Origin of the sequence: Aeromonas sp. S41-2 (assembly GCF_027705845.1) — a bacterium.
GTDB lineage: Bacteria > Pseudomonadota > Gammaproteobacteria > Enterobacterales > Aeromonadaceae > Aeromonas > Aeromonas hydrophila.
Genome location: NZ_JAPDCG010000005.1, coordinates 368,569 through 386,331 on the forward strand (window position 1 = coordinate 368,569; position 17,763 = coordinate 386,331).

The 17,763-nt window shown below is 60.7% G+C and carries 13 protein-coding genes; 8 read left to right on the forward strand and 5 right to left on the reverse strand.

The annotated features are described in order from the left end of the window. Positions 1 to 896 precede the first annotated feature (896 nt). Complete coding sequence (locus OKC44_RS14530) at positions 897 to 2,348, forward strand: aminoacyl-histidine dipeptidase (RefSeq protein WP_270813633.1); 1,452 nt, start codon at positions 897 to 899, stop codon at positions 2,346 to 2,348. A 683-nt stretch (positions 2,349 to 3,031) separates the two neighbouring features. Here OKC44_RS14530 and OKC44_RS14535 read toward each other — a convergent pair. The 5 genes from OKC44_RS14535 to OKC44_RS14555 all read right to left on the reverse strand — a co-directional run bounded on the left by OKC44_RS14535 (position 3,032) and on the right by OKC44_RS14555 (position 9,171). Further along, positions 3,032 to 4,033 carry an ABC transporter ATP-binding protein gene (locus OKC44_RS14535; protein ID WP_270813635.1) on the reverse strand — a complete coding sequence of 334 codons (1,002 nt, stop codon included), beginning with the start codon at positions 4,031 to 4,033 and terminating at the stop codon, positions 3,032 to 3,034. Then, a complete protein-coding gene (locus OKC44_RS14540; RefSeq protein WP_101616330.1) occupies positions 4,030 to 5,073 on the reverse strand; it encodes an ABC transporter ATP-binding protein in 1,044 nt (347 codons plus the stop codon). Before OKC44_RS14540 ends, OKC44_RS14535 begins: the two co-directional genes overlap by 4 nt. 25 nt (positions 5,074 to 5,098) lie before the next feature. Then, a complete protein-coding gene (locus OKC44_RS14545) occupies positions 5,099 to 6,916 on the reverse strand; it encodes an extracellular solute-binding protein (RefSeq protein ID WP_270813637.1) in 1,818 nt (605 codons plus the stop codon). Positions 6,917 to 6,998: 82 nt separating this feature from the next. After that, a complete protein-coding gene (locus tag OKC44_RS14550) occupies positions 6,999 to 8,042 on the reverse strand; it encodes an ABC transporter permease (protein ID WP_026080473.1) in 1,044 nt (347 codons plus the stop codon). A 103-nt stretch (positions 8,043 to 8,145) separates the two neighbouring features. Continuing rightward, positions 8,146 to 9,171, reverse strand: coding sequence for an ABC transporter permease subunit (locus OKC44_RS14555; protein WP_011707197.1), 1,026 nt, complete (start codon positions 9,169 to 9,171; stop codon positions 8,146 to 8,148). 738 nt (positions 9,172 to 9,909) lie between these two features. Between OKC44_RS14555 and OKC44_RS14560 the strand changes: the two genes are divergently transcribed. The 7 genes from OKC44_RS14560 (at position 9,910) to OKC44_RS14590 (ending at position 17,622) form a co-directional block, all read left to right on the forward strand. Then, positions 9,910 to 12,465: a TonB-dependent receptor gene (locus OKC44_RS14560; RefSeq protein ID WP_106553265.1), complete on the forward strand. Its 2,556-nt coding sequence runs from the start codon at positions 9,910 to 9,912 to the stop codon at positions 12,463 to 12,465. Positions 12,466 to 12,575: 110 nt separating this feature from the next. After that, positions 12,576 to 13,340 (forward strand): DUF3450 domain-containing protein, encoded by a 765-nt coding sequence (locus tag OKC44_RS14565; RefSeq protein WP_016351821.1) that lies wholly within the window; start codon positions 12,576 to 12,578, stop codon positions 13,338 to 13,340. Further along, on the forward strand, positions 13,337 to 14,710 hold the full coding sequence (locus OKC44_RS14570) for a MotA/TolQ/ExbB proton channel family protein (protein ID WP_017410944.1): 1,374 nt from the start codon (positions 13,337 to 13,339) through the stop codon (positions 14,708 to 14,710). Before OKC44_RS14565 ends, OKC44_RS14570 begins: the two co-directional genes overlap by 4 nt. A 10-nt stretch (positions 14,711 to 14,720) precedes the next feature. Further along, entirely contained in the window at positions 14,721 to 15,248 is a 528-nt protein-coding gene (locus OKC44_RS14575; protein ID WP_011707201.1) for a MotA/TolQ/ExbB proton channel family protein, read from the forward strand. 67 nt (positions 15,249 to 15,315) lie between these two features. Further along, the gene (locus OKC44_RS14580) at positions 15,316 to 15,723 is read left to right on the forward strand and encodes an ExbD/TolR family protein (RefSeq protein ID WP_010633018.1); all 408 of its coding nucleotides are present in this window, start codon (positions 15,316 to 15,318) and stop codon (positions 15,721 to 15,723) included. 16 nt (positions 15,724 to 15,739) lie between these two features. After that, on the forward strand, positions 15,740 to 16,375 hold the full coding sequence (locus OKC44_RS14585; RefSeq protein WP_024943514.1) for an energy transducer TonB: 636 nt from the start codon (positions 15,740 to 15,742) through the stop codon (positions 16,373 to 16,375). Positions 16,376 to 16,386: 11 nt separating this feature from the next. Further along, positions 16,387 to 17,622, forward strand: a complete 1,236-nt coding sequence (locus tag OKC44_RS14590; RefSeq protein WP_024943513.1) for a tetratricopeptide repeat protein — start codon at positions 16,387 to 16,389, stop codon at positions 17,620 to 17,622. The last annotated feature ends 141 nt before the right edge of the window (positions 17,623 to 17,763 follow it).

The window sequence follows — 17,763 nt, forward strand, 5'->3', positions numbered from 1 at the left end:
TAAAAACAATCACTTAAGACTTGAAAACCCGTGCAGACGCACGTGATTTCGTTAATGCTGACGGCCCTTTTTCCCAAATTCGGCTTGCACCGCGGCCGCCTCGGGAGAAGACCCTCGGCAGCGAAAACAGATGCAATGGAAGCAGGATGGGCAGAGCTGGCGGTCATGTCACAGAGGGGGCAGGACCGCAGACAGGCTGTTGGGCGGGCATGATACCATCGTTTGCGGATAAATTGACTGGCAAACGTATGCGAAATGCAGGAAAAAAATCGAAGCAAGCCCGGCTGACTCCCTCTTTTCCCTCTCCCGGGCGGAGTTCGCCGAGCAGCAGATAAAAAAATAGCAGGGGGAGGATGGGTTCCTCACTCGCCTGCTGTTTTCGATCTGCCTGTCAGCCCGGCCGGCAACCTGCCTTAACGGCGGCTGGCGTAGGGGTTCGGATAGTTGAAACCCTGGGTATAAAGAGACTGGGCGAACCAATAGGTTGAATTGCTGCCTGACATCATAAACTCCTGATTGCTTAACAAGTTACGTACCTTAATGCGGGTTCAGATCCTTGAACGGACACTCGGTTCCATGGAGGCGCACTTGCTTTGCTTCGGTTCCCTGGAGGCATTCATCGTCATCCTGACGGGTGGCGAACCACGGTCGTTAATTTACCAGCCGGCGCCATAAACTCAATATTTTTGTGATGTGAGTCACAAATTTTCTTTTGTGCTGGTTCGTTTCGTCCATACCGGAGCTGTACGCTGCCATTCCCCCGCTTGCCAGCACAAGCCGCCCGCAATTTGCGCTGATCGCTCACATTTTTGTGTGATTGACTGTATTATCGTTATCCTCTTGCTCGCCCCGCTACCGGGGCCCTGTCATATTCCGTGCTGGTAAGGAGTCCCGACGTGGCACAGCTTAGTTCTCTCTCTCCCAAACTGATTTGGCATTTCTTCGAACAGATCTGCTCCATCCCCCACCCTTCCAAGCACGAAGCCCAGCTGAGCTCCTGGATCGTCCAATGGGCCCAAGGGGAAGGTCTGGCGGTCAAGCAAGATGCCGTCGGCAACATCATCATCAAGAAACCGGCCACGCCGGGGATGGAAAACCGCAAGGCCGTGGTGCTGCAAGCGCACATCGACATGGTGCCGCAGGCCAACGCCGACACCCAGCACGACTTCACCAAGGATCCCATCGATGCCTACATCGACGGTGAATGGGTCACTGCCCGCGGTACCACCCTGGGCGCCGACAACGGCATGGGCATGGCCGGCTGCCTGGCCGTGCTGGCCGACAAGACCATCAAGCACGGTCCGCTGGAAGTGCTGCTGACCACCGACGAAGAGACCGGCATGACCGGCGCCTTCGGCCTGGAAGCGGGCTGGCTGGAAGGCGAGATCCTCCTCAACACCGACTCCGAAGAGGATGGCGAGGTCTACATGGGCTGCGCCGGCGGGGTGGATGCCAATATTCGCTTCCCGCTGGAGCTGGTTGCCGCTACCGAGGGTGAAGGTTTCGAGCTGCAGGTCAAGGGCCTGCGCGGCGGTCACTCCGGGGTCGACATCCATCGCGGCCGCGGCAACGCCAACAAGCTGCTGGTGCGTCTGCTCAAAGCCGCCGAGCCGCTGGGCGTGCGTCTGGCCGAGATCCATGGCGGCACCCTGCGCAACGCCATTCCGCGCGAAGCCCGGGCCAAGCTGCTGGTGCCCGCCGCCAGCGTCAACGAATTCAAGGCCCTGGTTGACCGTTATACCGGCATCTACCAGAGCGAGCTCGCCGCTACCGAAGCCAACCTGACTGTGCTGCTCACATCCCAGGAAAAACCGGCCCAGCTGATGAGCGAGTCCCTGCAGGCCCGCCTGCTGGACTCCCTGATGGCCTGCCCGAACGGCGTCATCCGCATGAGCGATGCCATCCCGGGCGTGACCGAGACCTCCACCAACCTGGGGGTCATCAAGACCCAGGATGGCGAAGTGTACGTACAGTGCCTGATCCGCTCCCTCATCGACTCCGGTCGCGAGAGTGTCGAACAGATGACCCGCTCCCTGTTCAATCTGGCTGGCGCCAGCTGCGAGTTTACCGGCGCCTACCCGGGCTGGGCACCGAACGTGGACTCCCCGGTGATGGCGCTGGTGCGCAACAGCTACCAGACCCTGTTCGGCGAGATGCCGAACGTCATGGTGATCCACGCCGGCCTCGAGTGCGGTCTGTTCAAGAGCGCCTACCCGGAGTGGGACATGGTCTCCTTCGGCCCGACCATCCGCGGCGCCCACGCCCCGGGTGAGAAGGTGCACATCCCGGCAGTCGAGCGGTTCTGGCAGTTGCTGGTTCACGTGCTGGAACAGATCCCGGCCAAATAAGCCCGCAGGTCAAGGCCGACCGGCCACACCATATACCCCGCCAGGTGCGGGGTATTTTTTTGCCTGCTCCCACCCTTGGCATGTTTACCCTCGAAACCGCCGGACTGCTCTGCCGTCCCCCATCCGTGGCTCAGCCAGACCCGTCAGCCAGACCATCAGGTGTTAATCTGAGAGTCTGCTGAAACCGTCTCCATAAGCAACCTTGGATTTGAAAACCCTTTCTATGATTTATGTAAATTTACAACACAAAAAGTTGATCCAGCTCACAGAAGGCCATAGGATCAAAGCGTGACTCAGGTCACAGATAACAAGTCAACGACAGAGCAATGAGGTGAATATATGTTTGAGAATCTGGCTGTCCTGTTCCACCTGAAGGGTGTAACCAGCAAGAAAGGCGTCGTAGAGAAAGATACCTATGCGCCGGCAACCCGCAACTACTACTTCCGCTATGGCGCCTGATGCCGCCAGCGGGCAATTTCGTGAAAGCGTGATCGAACATTTAAGTAGTAAAATTACAAAAAACAGCAATCCACACAGCAGCCGTCCCCTTGCGGGGGAGCTGTCCTGCCCTGGCCAGATGTTCCACGGCCAAACCTGAACTCCAACCATGAAGATGGGGCCCGCAGGCCCCATTTTTTATTCGCTGTTTCCCGTGCCATCTTGCTGCGATGCGGGCACCGGCATCATACCGCCTTTCCCAGGGGGATGACCTCGGCCAGCGGTAACGGCGTGTGGCAGGCCACCTGATGATCGGCCCCGTCACACGGCTGCAGGCTCGGCGACTTGGTGCGGCACAGCTCGCCGGCATAAGGGCAGCGTTGATGAAAGTGGCAGCCGCTCGGCGGCGAGATGGGAGATGGCACATCTCCCGTCAGCAGGATGCGCTGGCTGCGCCGACGCGGGTCCGGCACCGGAATGGCCGAAATGAGCGCCTGGGTATAGGGGTGGCGAGGCGCCAGATAGAGCGACTGGGCCTCGGCCAGTTCGACGATCCTGCCCAGATACATCACCGCAATCCGATCCGAGATATGCTTGACCACCGACAGGTCGTGGGCGATGAAGATGATGGCGAGGTTCATCTCCCGCTGCAGGGTGAGCAGCAGGTTGACTATTTGGGACTGCACCGACACATCCAGCGCCGACACTGCCTCGTCACAGACCAGCAGCTTGGGTTTGAGGGCGATGGCCCGGGCGATGCCGATGCGCTGGCGCTGGCCGCCCGAAAACTCATGGGGATAGCGATCCACCGCACTGCCGGGCAGCCCCACCTTCTCCAGCAGCTCCTGCACCCAAACACGCCGCTGTTCGGCGTTGCCCTTGCCGTGGATGACAAAGGGCTCTTCCAGGATCTGCCCCACCGTGTGGCGGCTGTTGAGTGATTCCGCAGGATCCTGAAACACGATCTGCATCTCCTGGCGCAAAGATCGCATCTCCTTGGGCGGGAGGTGGGTGATGTCGCGTCCCTCGAAGGTGATGGTGCCGGCGGTCGGCTCGAACAACTTGAGCAGGGTGCGCCCCAGGGTCGACTTGCCGCAGCCGGACTCGCCCACCAGCCCCAGCGTCTCCCCCTGCTTGAGATCGAAGCTGATGCCGTCCACCGCGTAGACGTGATACTTCTTGCGCAACAAGCCGCCGCCCAGCTGGAAGTGCTGCTTCACGTCGCGCACCGATAAAAGCGTCTTCATACGGCTAGCTCCCTCCAGTGGTGGCAGGCCACCCCATGCCGCTCGGCGAGCTGCTCGGTGGCCGGAATGGCGCTCACGCAGATCTCGGTGGCATGGGGACAACGGTTGGAGAAACGGCATCCGGCCGGCATCTCGTGCAGGGCGGGCACCTGCCCCTTGATGGTCTTGAGCAGGCTCTTTGGCTCATCTTCGAGCCGCGGGATCGAGCTCATCAGACCATGAGTATAGGGATGGCGCGGGTGGTCAAACAGCTCGAACACATCGGCCTGCTCCACCGCCCGGCCGGCATACATCACCACTACCTCGTCGCACAGCTCCGCCACCACCCCGAGATCATGGGTGATGAAGATGATGGCCATACCGGTCTGGGCCTGCAGCTCCTTCATCAGCTCCAGGATCTGGGCCTGAATGGTCACATCGAGCGCCGTGGTCGGCTCGTCGCAGATGAGCAGCGCCGGCTCGCAGGCGAGCGCCATGGCGATCATCACCCGCTGGCGCATGCCGCCGGAGAGGTTGTGGGGATAGACGGCAAAGCGCTGGGCGGGCTCGGGGATCCCCACCTTCTGCAGCATGGCGATGGCCGCCTCCCTGCGCTGGGCCTTGCTGTAGTCGGGGCGGTGGAGGCGAAACACCTCCATCAGCTGATCGCCGACCGTCTGCACCGGGTTGAGCGCCGTCATCGGCTCCTGAAAGATCATCGAGATGCGGTTGCCGCGCACCTTGTACATCTGATCCGGCGCAAGCGACAGCAGCTCCTCCCCCTGAAAGCGGATGGAGCCCGCCACCACCTGACCATGGGGTTTGGGCAACAGCCCCATGATGGCGAGCGAGGTGACGCTCTTGCCACAGCCGGACTCACCGACCACCCCCAGCGTCTGGCCGGGGGCCACCTTGAAACTGACCCCGTCGAGCACCTTGATCTTGCCGTCGTCGACGGCAAACTCCACCGCCAGATCGCGCACCTCCAGAATGGGGGCCTTGCTCTGGCCATCCCTCCCATGATCCCGGGTGCCCGGGTGAGGAGCCTGTGTGTTGGACATGACTGCTGCTCCCTTCTGCGCCATATCAATGACGTGCATAAGTCTTGTCGAGCAGGTTGATGGGCGTCAGCGCCTCCCCTGCCTCCTTGGCCTTCAGGGTCTCTTCCTTCACCTTGGGATCGAGCCAGAGCAGGCCGCCGCTGCTGTGAGGGTAGCCATCCATGGGCCAGTAGAGCAGATCCGGCGTGTTCTTGGTGGCGGGCACCTCGGGCAGCATCACGTAGCGCCAGCTGCTGGCCCGCACGTAGTTGAGCTGTACCCCGGGCACGAAGATGGCGAGATCATAGATGCGCTGCTGGATCTGGCGGGAGAGCTCGGCCCGCTTGGTCATGTCGAACTCGACATTGTAGGCGTCGATCAGCGCATCGAGCTCTTTGTCAGCCACGTTGAACAAATTGTTGGTCTGCGGCTTGTTGGCGTTGGCCGAGTGGAACGACTCCCAATACTGCGGATAGAGACCACCGCCACCCCAGCCGAGCCAGGCCGCCTCGTGTTTTTTCTCCAGCATCGCCTTGAAGCCGGTGGCGCCGTCCACCAGGTTGAGCTCCAGATCCAGCCCAGCCTTCTTGGCCTCTTCTTTGAGCACGGTCAACCGCTTGGAGTGCTCCTGGCTGGTGTAGGTGAGCGTCAGGGTCAGCCGCTCCCCCTTGTCATTTTGCAGGATGCCGTCCGGCCCCGGCTTGGTATAGCCGCCCTTGGCAAAGTAGTCGCGCGCCTTGGCGATGTCATAGGCCCGCTCCGGCAGTTGCATGTCGGTGAACTCGCCAAAGCCAGAGCCGAAGGTGGTGGCTCTGTCGTAGTCGCCGCGTAGCACGGTCTTGATCATCTTGTCGATGTTGAGGGCGTGCTGGATGCCGAGCCGCACGTTGAGGTCAGCCAGCTTGGGATTGGCGACATTGAGGTGAACCCCCTGCCCGCCCTGCTTGGTGTCGGTCATGGCCATCACCTTCTGCACGTATCCCTGCTTGTACTCGGGGGTAACTGCTTTTTCATGCCACCAGTTGGGCAGGATCATCTCGAAGGTATCGAGCTCCCCTTTCAGGAAGTGACGAAAGGCGATGTTGTGATCGCGGATCACCTGCACCTTGATGGTGTCGAGGTTGAACCTGTGCTGGTTGTAGCGATCGTCCTTTGCCCACCACTCCTTCTGCTTGCTGAAGGTGATGGACTTGCCCTTCTTCACGTCGCTCATCACGTAGGGGCCGGTGTTGGGCACCACGGCCCAGTTGTACTGCTTCACCCAGTTGGGGGTGAGCTTGTAGTAGTGCTTGGGCTGCGGCCACAGCTCGGTGGTGTTGAGCAGGTCCAGCTTGGCCTTGCGGGTACCGGCCTTGACCAGAATGGTGTGGTCGTCAACCTTCTCCACCGCCACCACTTCGGTGGTGTAGTAGTTGTTGAACCAGGGCCCCTTGATGTCCTTGGAGCGCATCATCTCGTAGCCGAAGGTGTAGTCATCGGCGACCACCGGCTTGCCGTCCGACCACTTGGCGCGCAGATCCAGCTTGAAGTAGACGGTCTGGTTGTCCGGCGCGATGGCCCAGTGGGTCGCGAGCGACGGAATGGGGTTGCCGGTATTGGGGTGGAAGCTGATGAGCCTCAGCTGGTTATCCATGATGAAGGAGCGGAACGCGCCGTTGGAGTCGGGCCCCACGGTGCGAAACGTCAGTGGGAAACTGTCCACGAACATGGTGATGCTGCCACCAGGCAGCGCCTTGGGTGAGGCGAACACGGGGTCGGTGTCGTTGGTCTCCCATTTGAGATCCGCAGGCAGGCTGGCCGCCCATACCCAGGATCCGTTCACCAGCACAAAGAGAGCACCTATCCATTTGATTTTATTTTTCATGTTTGACTTCCAGGTCATACCCCTGCACTGGGGGCTTGTCGATTCAAGGGTGAGCAACCCGGGGCCATAAGCCCGCCCCAGGTCACTGATAACGGGTAAATTTGCGTGGATCGAACGCCTCGCGGATCGCCTCGCCGATGAAGGAGACCATGATCAGCACCAGGCTCACCGCCGCCACCACCGAACTCACGATCCAGATGGCATCCAGGTTGTTGATGCCCTGGGAGAGCAGCTCCCCCCAGCTTGGGGTAGGCGGGGCCAGGCCAAAGCCCAGATAGTCCAGCGCCGTCAGGGTGGAGATGTTGCCCACCACGGCAAACGGCGCCAGGGTGACGATCATCATCAGGGTGTTGGGCAGAATGTGGTGGAAGATGATCCGCCCGGTGCCGGCCCCCTGGGCCCGCGCCGCCATCACATAGTCCCGCGCCCGCTCCTTGTAGGTGAGGGTGCGCATGTACCAGGTGATGCCCATCCAGCCGAACAGCACGTTGATGGCCACGAACAGGCCGAAATTGGGCTTGGCCAGCGACACCAGGATCATGATGACGTAGAGAAACGGCACCTGGGACCAGATCTCGATAAAGCGCTGCAGCACCAGGTCAAACCGCCCGCCGAGGAAGCCCATCATGCAGCCGATGGTGACCCCGATGGCATAGCTGGCCACCAGCGCGATGAAGGCAAAGCCGATGGCGATGCGAAAGCCGTAGACCAGCCGCGCCAGCACGTCGCGGCCGCTGGTGTCGGTGCCAAGCAGGTGACGCTCGGCCAGGCTCGGCGCATAGGGTGGGTAGGCATCCTGCTTGAAATCCTGCTCATAGGGGTTCCAGGGCACCGGCGGCAACACCACCCAATCCCCCTTGCCATCGGCGGCGAATTTGTCTTTGAGCTGGCGATAGTTGGTCTCGTACTCGTAATCGAGCCCGAACTGCTGGCCCGGGATCACGTCGCCATAGGTGGGAAAATAGAGCTCCCCCTGATAGCTCACCATCAGTGCCCGGCTGTTGACCAAGAGCTCCGCCAACAGGGAGAGCAGCACCAGGGTGGTGAAGATGATGAAGGAGTAGTAACCACGCTTGATCGACTTGAAACGCTTGAGTTTTTTTAAGGTGACAGGGTTCATGTTCACTCTCCGAACCGCACACGGGGGGCAACAAAAGGTGCAACGCAGATATCGGAGACGATATGGCGTGATATCAGTATCGGCATGACAAGAGAGATTGGATTCATGCTCACTCTCCAAACCGCACGCGGGGATCGACCAGGGCAACGCAGATGTCGGAGACGATATTGCCCACCAGCATCAGCATGGAAGTGATGGCCAGAATGCCCATCACGGTGGGGTAATCCCGCTCGACGATGGCCTCGTAACCGAGCAGACCGATGCCGTCGATGTTGAAGATGGTCTCGATGAGAAAGGAGCCGCCGAAGAAGACGGTGAGCACCGACCCCAAGTGACTGGCGATGGGGATCAGGCTGTTGCGCATCGCATGATCGGTCACCGCCTTGCGAAACGGCAGCCCCTTGGCCACGGCGGTGCGCACGTAATCCGCCGACAGGTTCTCCATCAGGCTGTTCTTCATGGTCATGGTGAGGATGGCGAAATCACCGATGGCGTAGGCGATGAGCGGCAGCAGGGCATGGGCGAACACGGTGCGGATCTGATCCCAGCTGCTCTCCATGCCGTCAAACTCGTCCCCCGGGAAGCCCCCCATCGGCAGCCACTCCAGATGGAACGCGAACACTGTGATGAGGAAGATGCCCACCACGTAGGCGGGCAGCGCATAGGCCATGTAGATCAGCATGGAGCTGAGCGAATCGAAGCGGCTGTTGTGCCTGAGCGCCTTGGCCACCCCGAGCGGAATGGAAACGGCATAACTGAGCAGAAAGGTCGCCAGCCCGAAGAAGGCGGTCACCGGCAACCTGTCCTTGATGAGGCCCCACACCGGCTCGTAATAGCGGGTCGATTCGCCAAGATCCAGCACCGCCAGCTTCTGCAGCCACTCCCAATAGGCGACCAGCATCGGCTTGTCGAGCCCGTAAAAGGCCTTGAGCTCCTCGATCTGCTCGTCGGAGAGCGCCTGCGCCCCCTTGCTGCCGCTGGAGCGGCCCGATTCGTTCTGAGAAACCTGAGCTTGCAGCAGCATGCGTTCGACCGGGCCGCCCGGCACGAAGCGGGTGATGGTGAAGACGAGCAGGGTGATACCGAGAAACGTCGGGATGATCAAAAGCATCCGACGTAAGAAATACGACAGCATGGTGGAACCTCGTCCTTGTTGTTCTTTTATGGCCAGTCACATCCGGTGACGGGCCTGTCCTTCCTGGCATTACTCACTGGATAGCCGGTTATTGACAGACTATCCGCTCGGTCACTGTAAAAGCTCTGCAACAAAAATCAAGTAGAACGAAGGGCATGACATGCCCCTTTGGCAAACCGTGGAATTTACTGTGAGTTTTTTATGAAAAAGCCAACTTCAAGATAAAAAACTGCGAGACGAACAATTTAAATAACGTTTAAATTTTCAATCAAACCTACAAAAACAGCCTCACTAAAACATTTTTTGCATATAAAACAACAGGATATGATAAACCAGAATTAAATCACCCTTCTCTATATGGGCAAGCTGAAATCCGGCTCGACAATGCAATCTGAACCTCAGCCGAACACGCTACCAAAACAGAAAATAATGCTAAAAAAGTCTTGGTTAACAATATAAAAACTAGCGGGACATCCCCCTTATCGATAAGTTCAAAATTAATCAATAAAATGGAAACCACTCATTTTAACATCGATTTCACATCGCAAAATATCATCAAGTCAGAATAAACCGCTACGAAACCGGAAGTATTAAAACATAGTCAGCTTATTGCGCCCCCCTTCCCCATCCACACCGCCTCAATTGACGTCAACCGTCAAAGCTTGATAAGCCTTACGCATCGCTCCAACGAGGGCGGTATGGAAGCAAACAAAAAAACAACCAGGAAGGATATAAGCGATGCTTAGGAAAAGCAGACTCTCTGCTGCCGTAGCGTTTGCCTTGGCGAGCGCGGCAGTAGTGGCCACCCCTGTCTTGGCCGAAGAGGGCCAAAACGTCGAAAAACTCCAGAAGATCAAGGTTACCGGCTCCCGTATCTCGCGCGTCGACGTGGAAGGCGCCACCCCGGTCGTCGCCATCAGCAAGGCCAAGATCGAGCAATCCGGTCAGCAGACCGTGGCCGACTACCTGAAGCAGGCCTCCTACAACTCCTTCGGCAGTATCTCCCCCTCTTCCGGCAGCTCAGCCCAATCCCAGGCCACCGTCAGCCTGCGCGGCCTTGGCTCCGAGCGTACCCTGGTGCTGCTCAACGGCAAGCGGGTCGCCGGCTCTCCCTCCATGGGAGGTAGCTCCATCAACCTCAACTCCATCCCCATGGCGGCTGTGGAGCGGGTGGAAGTGAACCTGGACGGCGGCTCTGCCCTGTATGGTTCCGATGCCATCGGCGGCGTCATCAACGTCATCCTGAAACAGGACTATGAAGGGCTGGAATTCCAGGGCCGTATCGGCTCTCCCACCGAAGAGGGTGGCGACGAGAAGAGCGGCTCCATCGTCAGCGGCATCACCGGGGAGAAGGGCGCCCTGATGATGGTCTACGAGCACGATGTCAAGGACGAGATCTACTACAAGGATCGCGACTACATGGCTCGTGAAGGTGCCTCTGCCCCCAGCCTGTATGGCCGCAACATCAAGGGCATCGATGCCGCCACCGGCAAGACAGTTACCCGTACCCTGGAAGGCATCGACTGTGCCAATACCGGCCCCGGCTTCGTACCGGTCGGTAGCGCCTGTCGCTTCGACTTTGCCCAGGTCGCCGCCAAGACCGCTTCCCGCACCCGGGACACCGTCTACGTCAACGGCCGCTATCACATCAATGACAGCGTCGACTTCGTTCCCCAGCTGATCGGCTCGCGGGTCACCAGCTTTGGCCGCTTCGCTCCGGCCGCCGGCCCCTTCTCCATCGACGGCACCACTCCGGGCGGCGCCCAGCTGCTGGCCGACAACGGCTTCATCGGCGAGAAGGCCACCGTCTACTACCGCTTCAGCAACGTCGGTCCCCGTGACAACGACGTCACCGACCTGACCGGCAGCATGAACCTGGGCTTCGAAGGCACGCTGCCGACCGAAGCGGTGGGCGATGTGGAGTGGAATGCGGGTTACATGTATTCCAAGACCGACAACAAGAGCCGCGGCACCGGCTATGTGCTGAACCCGGCGGTCCAGCAGGAGGTCGACAGCGGCAACTTCAAGAACGGCGAGTTCTCCAGTGACGCCACCAACAGCCTCTCCTACGACACCAGCCGCACCTCCAAGATGGACTTCTTCCAGTGGTACGGCGGTCTGGGCTGGAGCATGGGTGAACTGCCGGCCGGCCCCATCGGCTGGTACCTGGGGGCCGAGTACAACGACTGGGTCTACTCCGATACCTATGACAGCCAGTCAGCGGCCGGCAACGTCATCGGTTCTTCCGGCAACTCGGGCGGTGGCGTGCGCGATGTCTTCGCCGCCTACATCGAGAGCCTGATCCCCATCACCGAGCAGATCGAGCTGAACCTGGCCGGTCGTTTCGACAAGTACAGCGACTTTGGCAGCGCCTTCTCGCCCAAGGCGAGCCTGCGTTACCAGCCGCTGGACAACCTGTTGCTGCGCACCTCCTGGTCACAATCCTTCCGCGCCCCGGGCCTGGAAGATCTGTATGCAGCCGATGCCGACTCCGCCGACTTCGCCAAGGACTATGTCTCCTGCCAGGCCAACGGTGTCGCCAACTGCCCGGAAGAGCAGTACTCCACGGTGCGTCAATCCAACAAGAACCTGAAGGAAGAGACGGCTGACACCTTCGGCATCGGCGCGGCCTACAGCCCGATCGACGATCTCAATCTCTCGCTGGACTACTACTACATCAAGATTGATGACGTGATCCAGCTGGCCACCACCCAGACCCAGTTCTATCAGGAGCTGAACACCGGCAGCAACCCGAACGTCATTCGCGATGCCAACGGCGATGTGGAACAGGTTTACGCCGGCATGGTCAACCTGGGCCAGCTCAAGACCAGCGGTCTGGACTTCAAGGCTGACTACAAGTACGACTTCGACGTCGTGACCGTGCGCTACGACTTCGGCAGCACCTACATTCTGAAATACGAAGAGGGTCTGTTTGCCGGCGGTCCCATGGTCGACAAGAAGGGCTGGAACGCCAAGCCTGAACTGCGCTTCAACTCCGGCGTCGGGGTCAATGTACCGCAGTGGTGGAACATGGATGCCTACCTGAGTGCCAACTACATCGACTCCCAGAGCCAGGACTACGTGGACGGTCAGACAGAGGGCCATATCGCCTCCCAGACCACCTGGAACCTGAACGTCGGTGTGGACACCCCCTGGAACGGCAAGCTGCAAGCCGGTGTGAAGAACATGTTCAACGTAGGCCCCTCGCTCTCCAGCGACGGCTTCACCTACGACGACGATCTCTACAGCATCGACGGGCGCATCGTCTACCTCGACTACACCCAGAAGTTCTAATCAACTCCCGTTGAGATATAAACCCAAGCCGGCCCGGTCGGGCCGGCTTTGCCCAACGTCCAAGGAAGTTACGGAGATAGGGTAATCCTATGAAAACAAGGACAATTACAATGAAGAAAGCGCTCCTCGGCAGTCTGGTTTCCGCTGCCTTGCTGACCAGCTTCAATCTGAGTGCCGCCTCTGCCAGCCAGGCAGTGGACGCTCAAGCCGCCACCGACAATGCATCCAAAGTGTCCCAGCAGAAGATCGACAACTACGCCGACTCTGCCGAATCCGCCCTCGCCCAGTACAAGGCCGCCCTGCGTCAGGTCGACAGCCTGCGTACCTACAACGAGCAGGTGGGCAAGATGGTCGACTCCCAGAGCAGCGAACTGGCCTCGATGCAGCGCCAGATCGCCCAGATCGATCAGACCAGCACCGAAGTGGTGCCGCTGATGCTCAAGATGATCGACTCCCTCGAGCAGTTCGTGGCGCTGGATCTGCCGTTCCAGAAGGTCGAGCGGGAGGATCGCGTCGCGGCCCTGACCGACCTGATGAACCGGGCCGATGTCACCATCTCCGAGAAGTACCGCAAGATCCTGGAGGCCTACCAGATCGAGGAGGGCTTCAGCCGCACCATCGAATCCTACAAGGCCAGCCTGGCCAAGGATGGCGGCGAGAAGACCTACGAGTTCCTGCGCGTCGGCCGCATCGCCCTGCTCTACCAGTCCCCGGACGGCAATGAGACCGGCATGTGGAACAAGAAGACCCGTCAGTGGGAAGAGTTGCCCCAGGAGTATCGCAGTGCAGTGGAACAGGGCCTTCGCATCGCCAAGAAGCAGGCGCCCCCCGCCCTCATCAAGCTGCCGGTTCAAACTGCGGAGAAAGCATCATGAAAGGAATCAAACTTGCCATCGCCTCGCTGATCGCGGGCGCCACCCTGATCACCCTGCCGGTGACCGCCGCCGAGAAACCGGTGGACCTGAACGCCCTGCTCAATCAGGTCAAGGCCGCCAGCACCACCGAATCCCAGCTCAACAAGGAGCGGGAAGCCCGCTTCCTGGCCGACAAGAACGAGCAGGCCGCTCTGCTGGCCAAGGCCAAGGCAGAACTGGCTGCCGAAACGGCCAAGGGTGAGCGGCTCAAGGCCACCTTCGACGCCAACGACAAGCAGCTGACCGAGCTGACCGAAACCCTGCGCCAGCGTGCCGGCAACATGGGCGAGATGTTCGGGGTGCTGCGCCAGTTCGCCGGCGAGTTCAAGGGGATCTTCAACGCCTCTGCCCGCCGGGTCGAGCATCCGGAGCAGACCGCCCTGCTGACCCGCCTGGCCGAGAGCAAGGAGCTGCCCTCCAGCGATGACCTGACCGCCTTCTGGACCACCACCCTCAGCCGCATGGTCGACGGTGGCAAGGTCAGCCAGATCCCGGCCACCGTGGTCTATGGCGAAGGCAACCAGGCCGAGAAGACCGTCACCCAGATCGGCGAGTTCAACACCGTCTCCGAAGGCAAGTACCTGACCTTCGTGCCAGAGACCGGCAAGTTCGAACAGCTGCCCCGCCAGCCCGACAAAGGAGTGCTGGAGCCCATCGCCGACTTTGAACAGGGTGGCGGCGGCGTCAAGCCGATCTTCGTAGACCCGTCCCGCGGCGTGATCCTCTCCCTGCTGGTGCAGTCGCCGACCCTGAAGGAGCGGATCGACCAGGGTGGTGAAGTGGGCTACGTCATCATGGTGCTCGGCGTGCTCGGCACCCTGCTGGCGCTGTTCTGCGGCGCTCGCCTCTCCCTCATCGGCGGATCCATGCGCAAGCAGCTCAAATCCGATCAGATCATCAAGGGCAACCCCATCGGCGAGATGCTGGGGGCCTACCAGAGCCATCGTGGCGACAACATAGAGGATCTGGAGTCCAAGCTCGACGAGATCATCCTGCGCAACGTGCCCAAATTCGAGAAGGGCATCAGCATCATCAAGCTGATCGCCTCAGTCGCGCCGCTGCTGGGTCTGCTGGGTACCGTGGTCGGCATGATCGCCACCTTCCAGGCCATCACCCTGTTCGGTACCGGCGATCCCAAGCTGATGGCTGGCGGTATCTCCGAAGCCCTGGTCACCACCATGCAGGGTCTGGTGGTCGCCGTGCCCATGCTGTTCCTCTACACCATCGTACAGACCCAGAGCCGTCGTCTGATCCAGGTGCTGGAAGAGCAGAGCGCCGGTTTCGTCGCCCGCTACCAGGAACGTCTGCACGCCTCCAAAGCCGCAGCGTAAGGAGTCACCCATGTGGTTCTGGTTGATTGAAGAAGTCGAGTCGGTCCGCCGGTTTCTGGGATTGGGGGGCGACGTACTGGTCGCCCTGTTCTTCCTGACCCTGATGATGTGGGCCCTGCTGCTGGAGCGCTGGATCTACTTCATGGCGGTCTACCCCAAGCAGGTGAAGCAGACCAAGGCCGCCTGGCTGGCCCGCAGCGATCACCTCTCCTGGTCCGCCAAGCAGATCCGGCGCGAGCTGGTCTCCCGGGTGGCCATGGCGGTGGACAAGGGGATGCCGGTCATCAAGGTGCTGATCGCCCTCTGCCCGCTGATGGGGCTGCTCGGGACCGTGGTCGGCATGGTGCAGGTGTTCGACACCCTGGCCATCACCGGCACCGGCTCACCGCGGGCGATGGCCTCGGGGATCTCCAAGGCGACGGTACCGACCATGGCGGGCATGATTGCCGCCCTTTCCGGCCTGTTTTTTGTCAACCAGCTCGATCACAAGGCCAAGCTGGCGGTCGAGAAGCTGGAAGACAACCTGAAACACGGTTGATGCAGGATGCACTCCCCCGCCGGGCCCGGCTCTGGCGGGGGCACAGAACAAGCAAGGAGTTTTTGCCATGAGAAAACGTCACAGCGACAGCAGTGCTGATGAGGCGGCCATCGATTTGACCCCCATGCTGGACATAGTGTTCATCATGCTGATCTTCTTCATCGTCACCACCTCGTTCGTCAAGGAGTCCGGCGTGGAGATCAACCGCCCGAGCGCCAGCACGGCCGAGACGGTGAAGAAGGGGAACATCATGGTCGCGGTCCGTGAAAACGGCCAGGTCTGGGTCGACAAGCGCATCGTCGAAGTAGGCGCCGTGCGCGCCAACATCGAGCGGCTGCGGGCCGAAAACCCGGAGAGCGCCGTGGTGATCCAGGCCGATACCGAATCCCGTTCAGGTCTGGTGGTCCAGGTCATGGATCAGATCCGCATGGCCGGTGTCCAGAACATCTCCATCGCGGCGAGCAAGAGCAGCTGATGCCGGAGCGAGCACCATGAGATACCTGATATCGTTGGCGGTCTCCTGTGTGGTGGTGTTCTTCCTGTTTCTGGGAATGAACAAGCTCATCACACCGGATCACCGGGAGTTGGTGGAGAAGGAGGACGTCAGCATGACCGACTTCATCCGCATCAAGCCTCAGGAGACCCTGCAAGAGAGACAACGCGAGCTGCCCAAGCCGCCGCCCCCGAACCGGCCCCCTCCCCCTCCCGAGATGGAAGTGGCCAGCACGGATCGGCCGCAGATGGAGAGCTCGCCGATGGACATGCCCAAACTCGACATCCCGGTCAACATCGGTGGCGGCAACGCCCTCGGTGCCTACAGCACCGGCGGTGGTGGTGGCGGCATGGGTGGCAACAACGGCGCCATTCCGCTGGCGACCTTCGAGCCCATGATGCCCCGCAAGGCGGCGCTGGCCGGCCTCGCCTCCGGCAAGGTGCTGGTGGAGTTCACCGTCACCGAGCGAGGCACCGTCAGCAACGTGCGGATCGTCAAAGAGGATCCCCGCAGCTACGACCTCGGCAAGGAGGCCCGCAAGACCATCGCCAAATGGACGTTCAAGCCGGCCATGGTCGATGGCAAGCCGCAGGCCACCCGCATGCAGCAAGAAATCGAGTTTGCGGTCAACTAAGGAAGGTGGCGATGAAAAAGTTACATACCCTGATCCTCGCCCCGGTCGCCATGGCGGTGCTGCTCAGCACCGCCGGCTGGGCCGCCGAGCAGCCTGCTCTCTCTGATCGCGCCTACCGCGCGGTCAACAAGGCGCAGGCACTGATCACCGAGAAAAAATACGGCGAGGCCAATGCCAAGCTGCAGGAGGCGCTGTCCGGCGCCGGCGAGCGGGTCTACGACAAGGGGGTCATTCTGCAGACCCTGGGCTTCGTGGCGGCGCAGCAGGAGAAGTACGGTCAGGCGACCAAGTACTTCGCCGACGCCATCGCCACCGGCGGGCTGCCCCAGCCGGTGGCCCAGCAGGTGCGCTACAACCTGGCCCAGCTCTACATGGCGGAGGGCAATTTCAAGGCCTCCATCAGCACCATGAACCAGTGGTTCGCGAGCCTGGGCAAGGACGAGAAGCCGACCCCGCACGCCTACATCACGCTGGCCAACGCCCATGTGCAGCTCAAGCAGTATCGGGAAGCCATACCGGCGGTGGACAACGCGATCAAGCTCTCCGCGGGCAAGGCGCCGGAGTCCTGGTATCTGCTGAAGATGGCGGCCCACTACGAGCTGAAACAGTACAAGCCGGCCACCGAGGTGCTGACCGCGCTGGTCGACCGTTATCCGGAGAAGAAGAAGTACTGGACCCAGCTGTCGGCCATGCACATGCAGGCGGGCAACGATGGCAAGGCGCTGGCCGCGCTGGAGGGGGCCTACAACCTCGGCATGCTGACCGAGGCGGCCGAGTTGCAGCGTCTGGCCAACTACCTGGCCTTCGCCGGCATTCCCCACCGCGCCGCCCGCGTGATGGAGAAGGCGATGAAGGAAGGAACCATCGAGAGCAACGCGGCCAACTACAAGGCGCTGGCCAACTACTGGCACCAGGCCAAGGAGCTGGACCCGGCCATCGATACCCTGGCCAAGTCCTACAAGCTGGCCCCCAACGCCGAGCTGCAGCTCAAGATGGCGCGCATGATGATCCAGAGCAAGCGCTACCAGGATCTGGTGGCCTTCGCCGCCAAGCCCGCCGCCAATGCCAGCGGCGAGCAGCGGGCGGATCTGAAGTTCCTGACCGGGGTCGCCTATTTTGAGCAGCAAAAACCGAAGGAGGCGCTCTCCGCCTTCACTCAGGCTGCCCAGAACGGCAACGTCAGTGGCCGCGCGTCACCCTGGATCAGCTTCTTGAAAGAGCAGCAGGGCGGCGCCGTCACCCAATAAGCAACCCAGGCGTGCCGGCCTGGGGCATTTGTTCCCGGCATGGCACGCAATGACACCCGGCAGGACGGGCACCCTCCCAGCCCTGCCGATCAGCAACAAGGGGGTCACCCCGCAGATTGCCTTGGTGGCAATTGGCCGCTC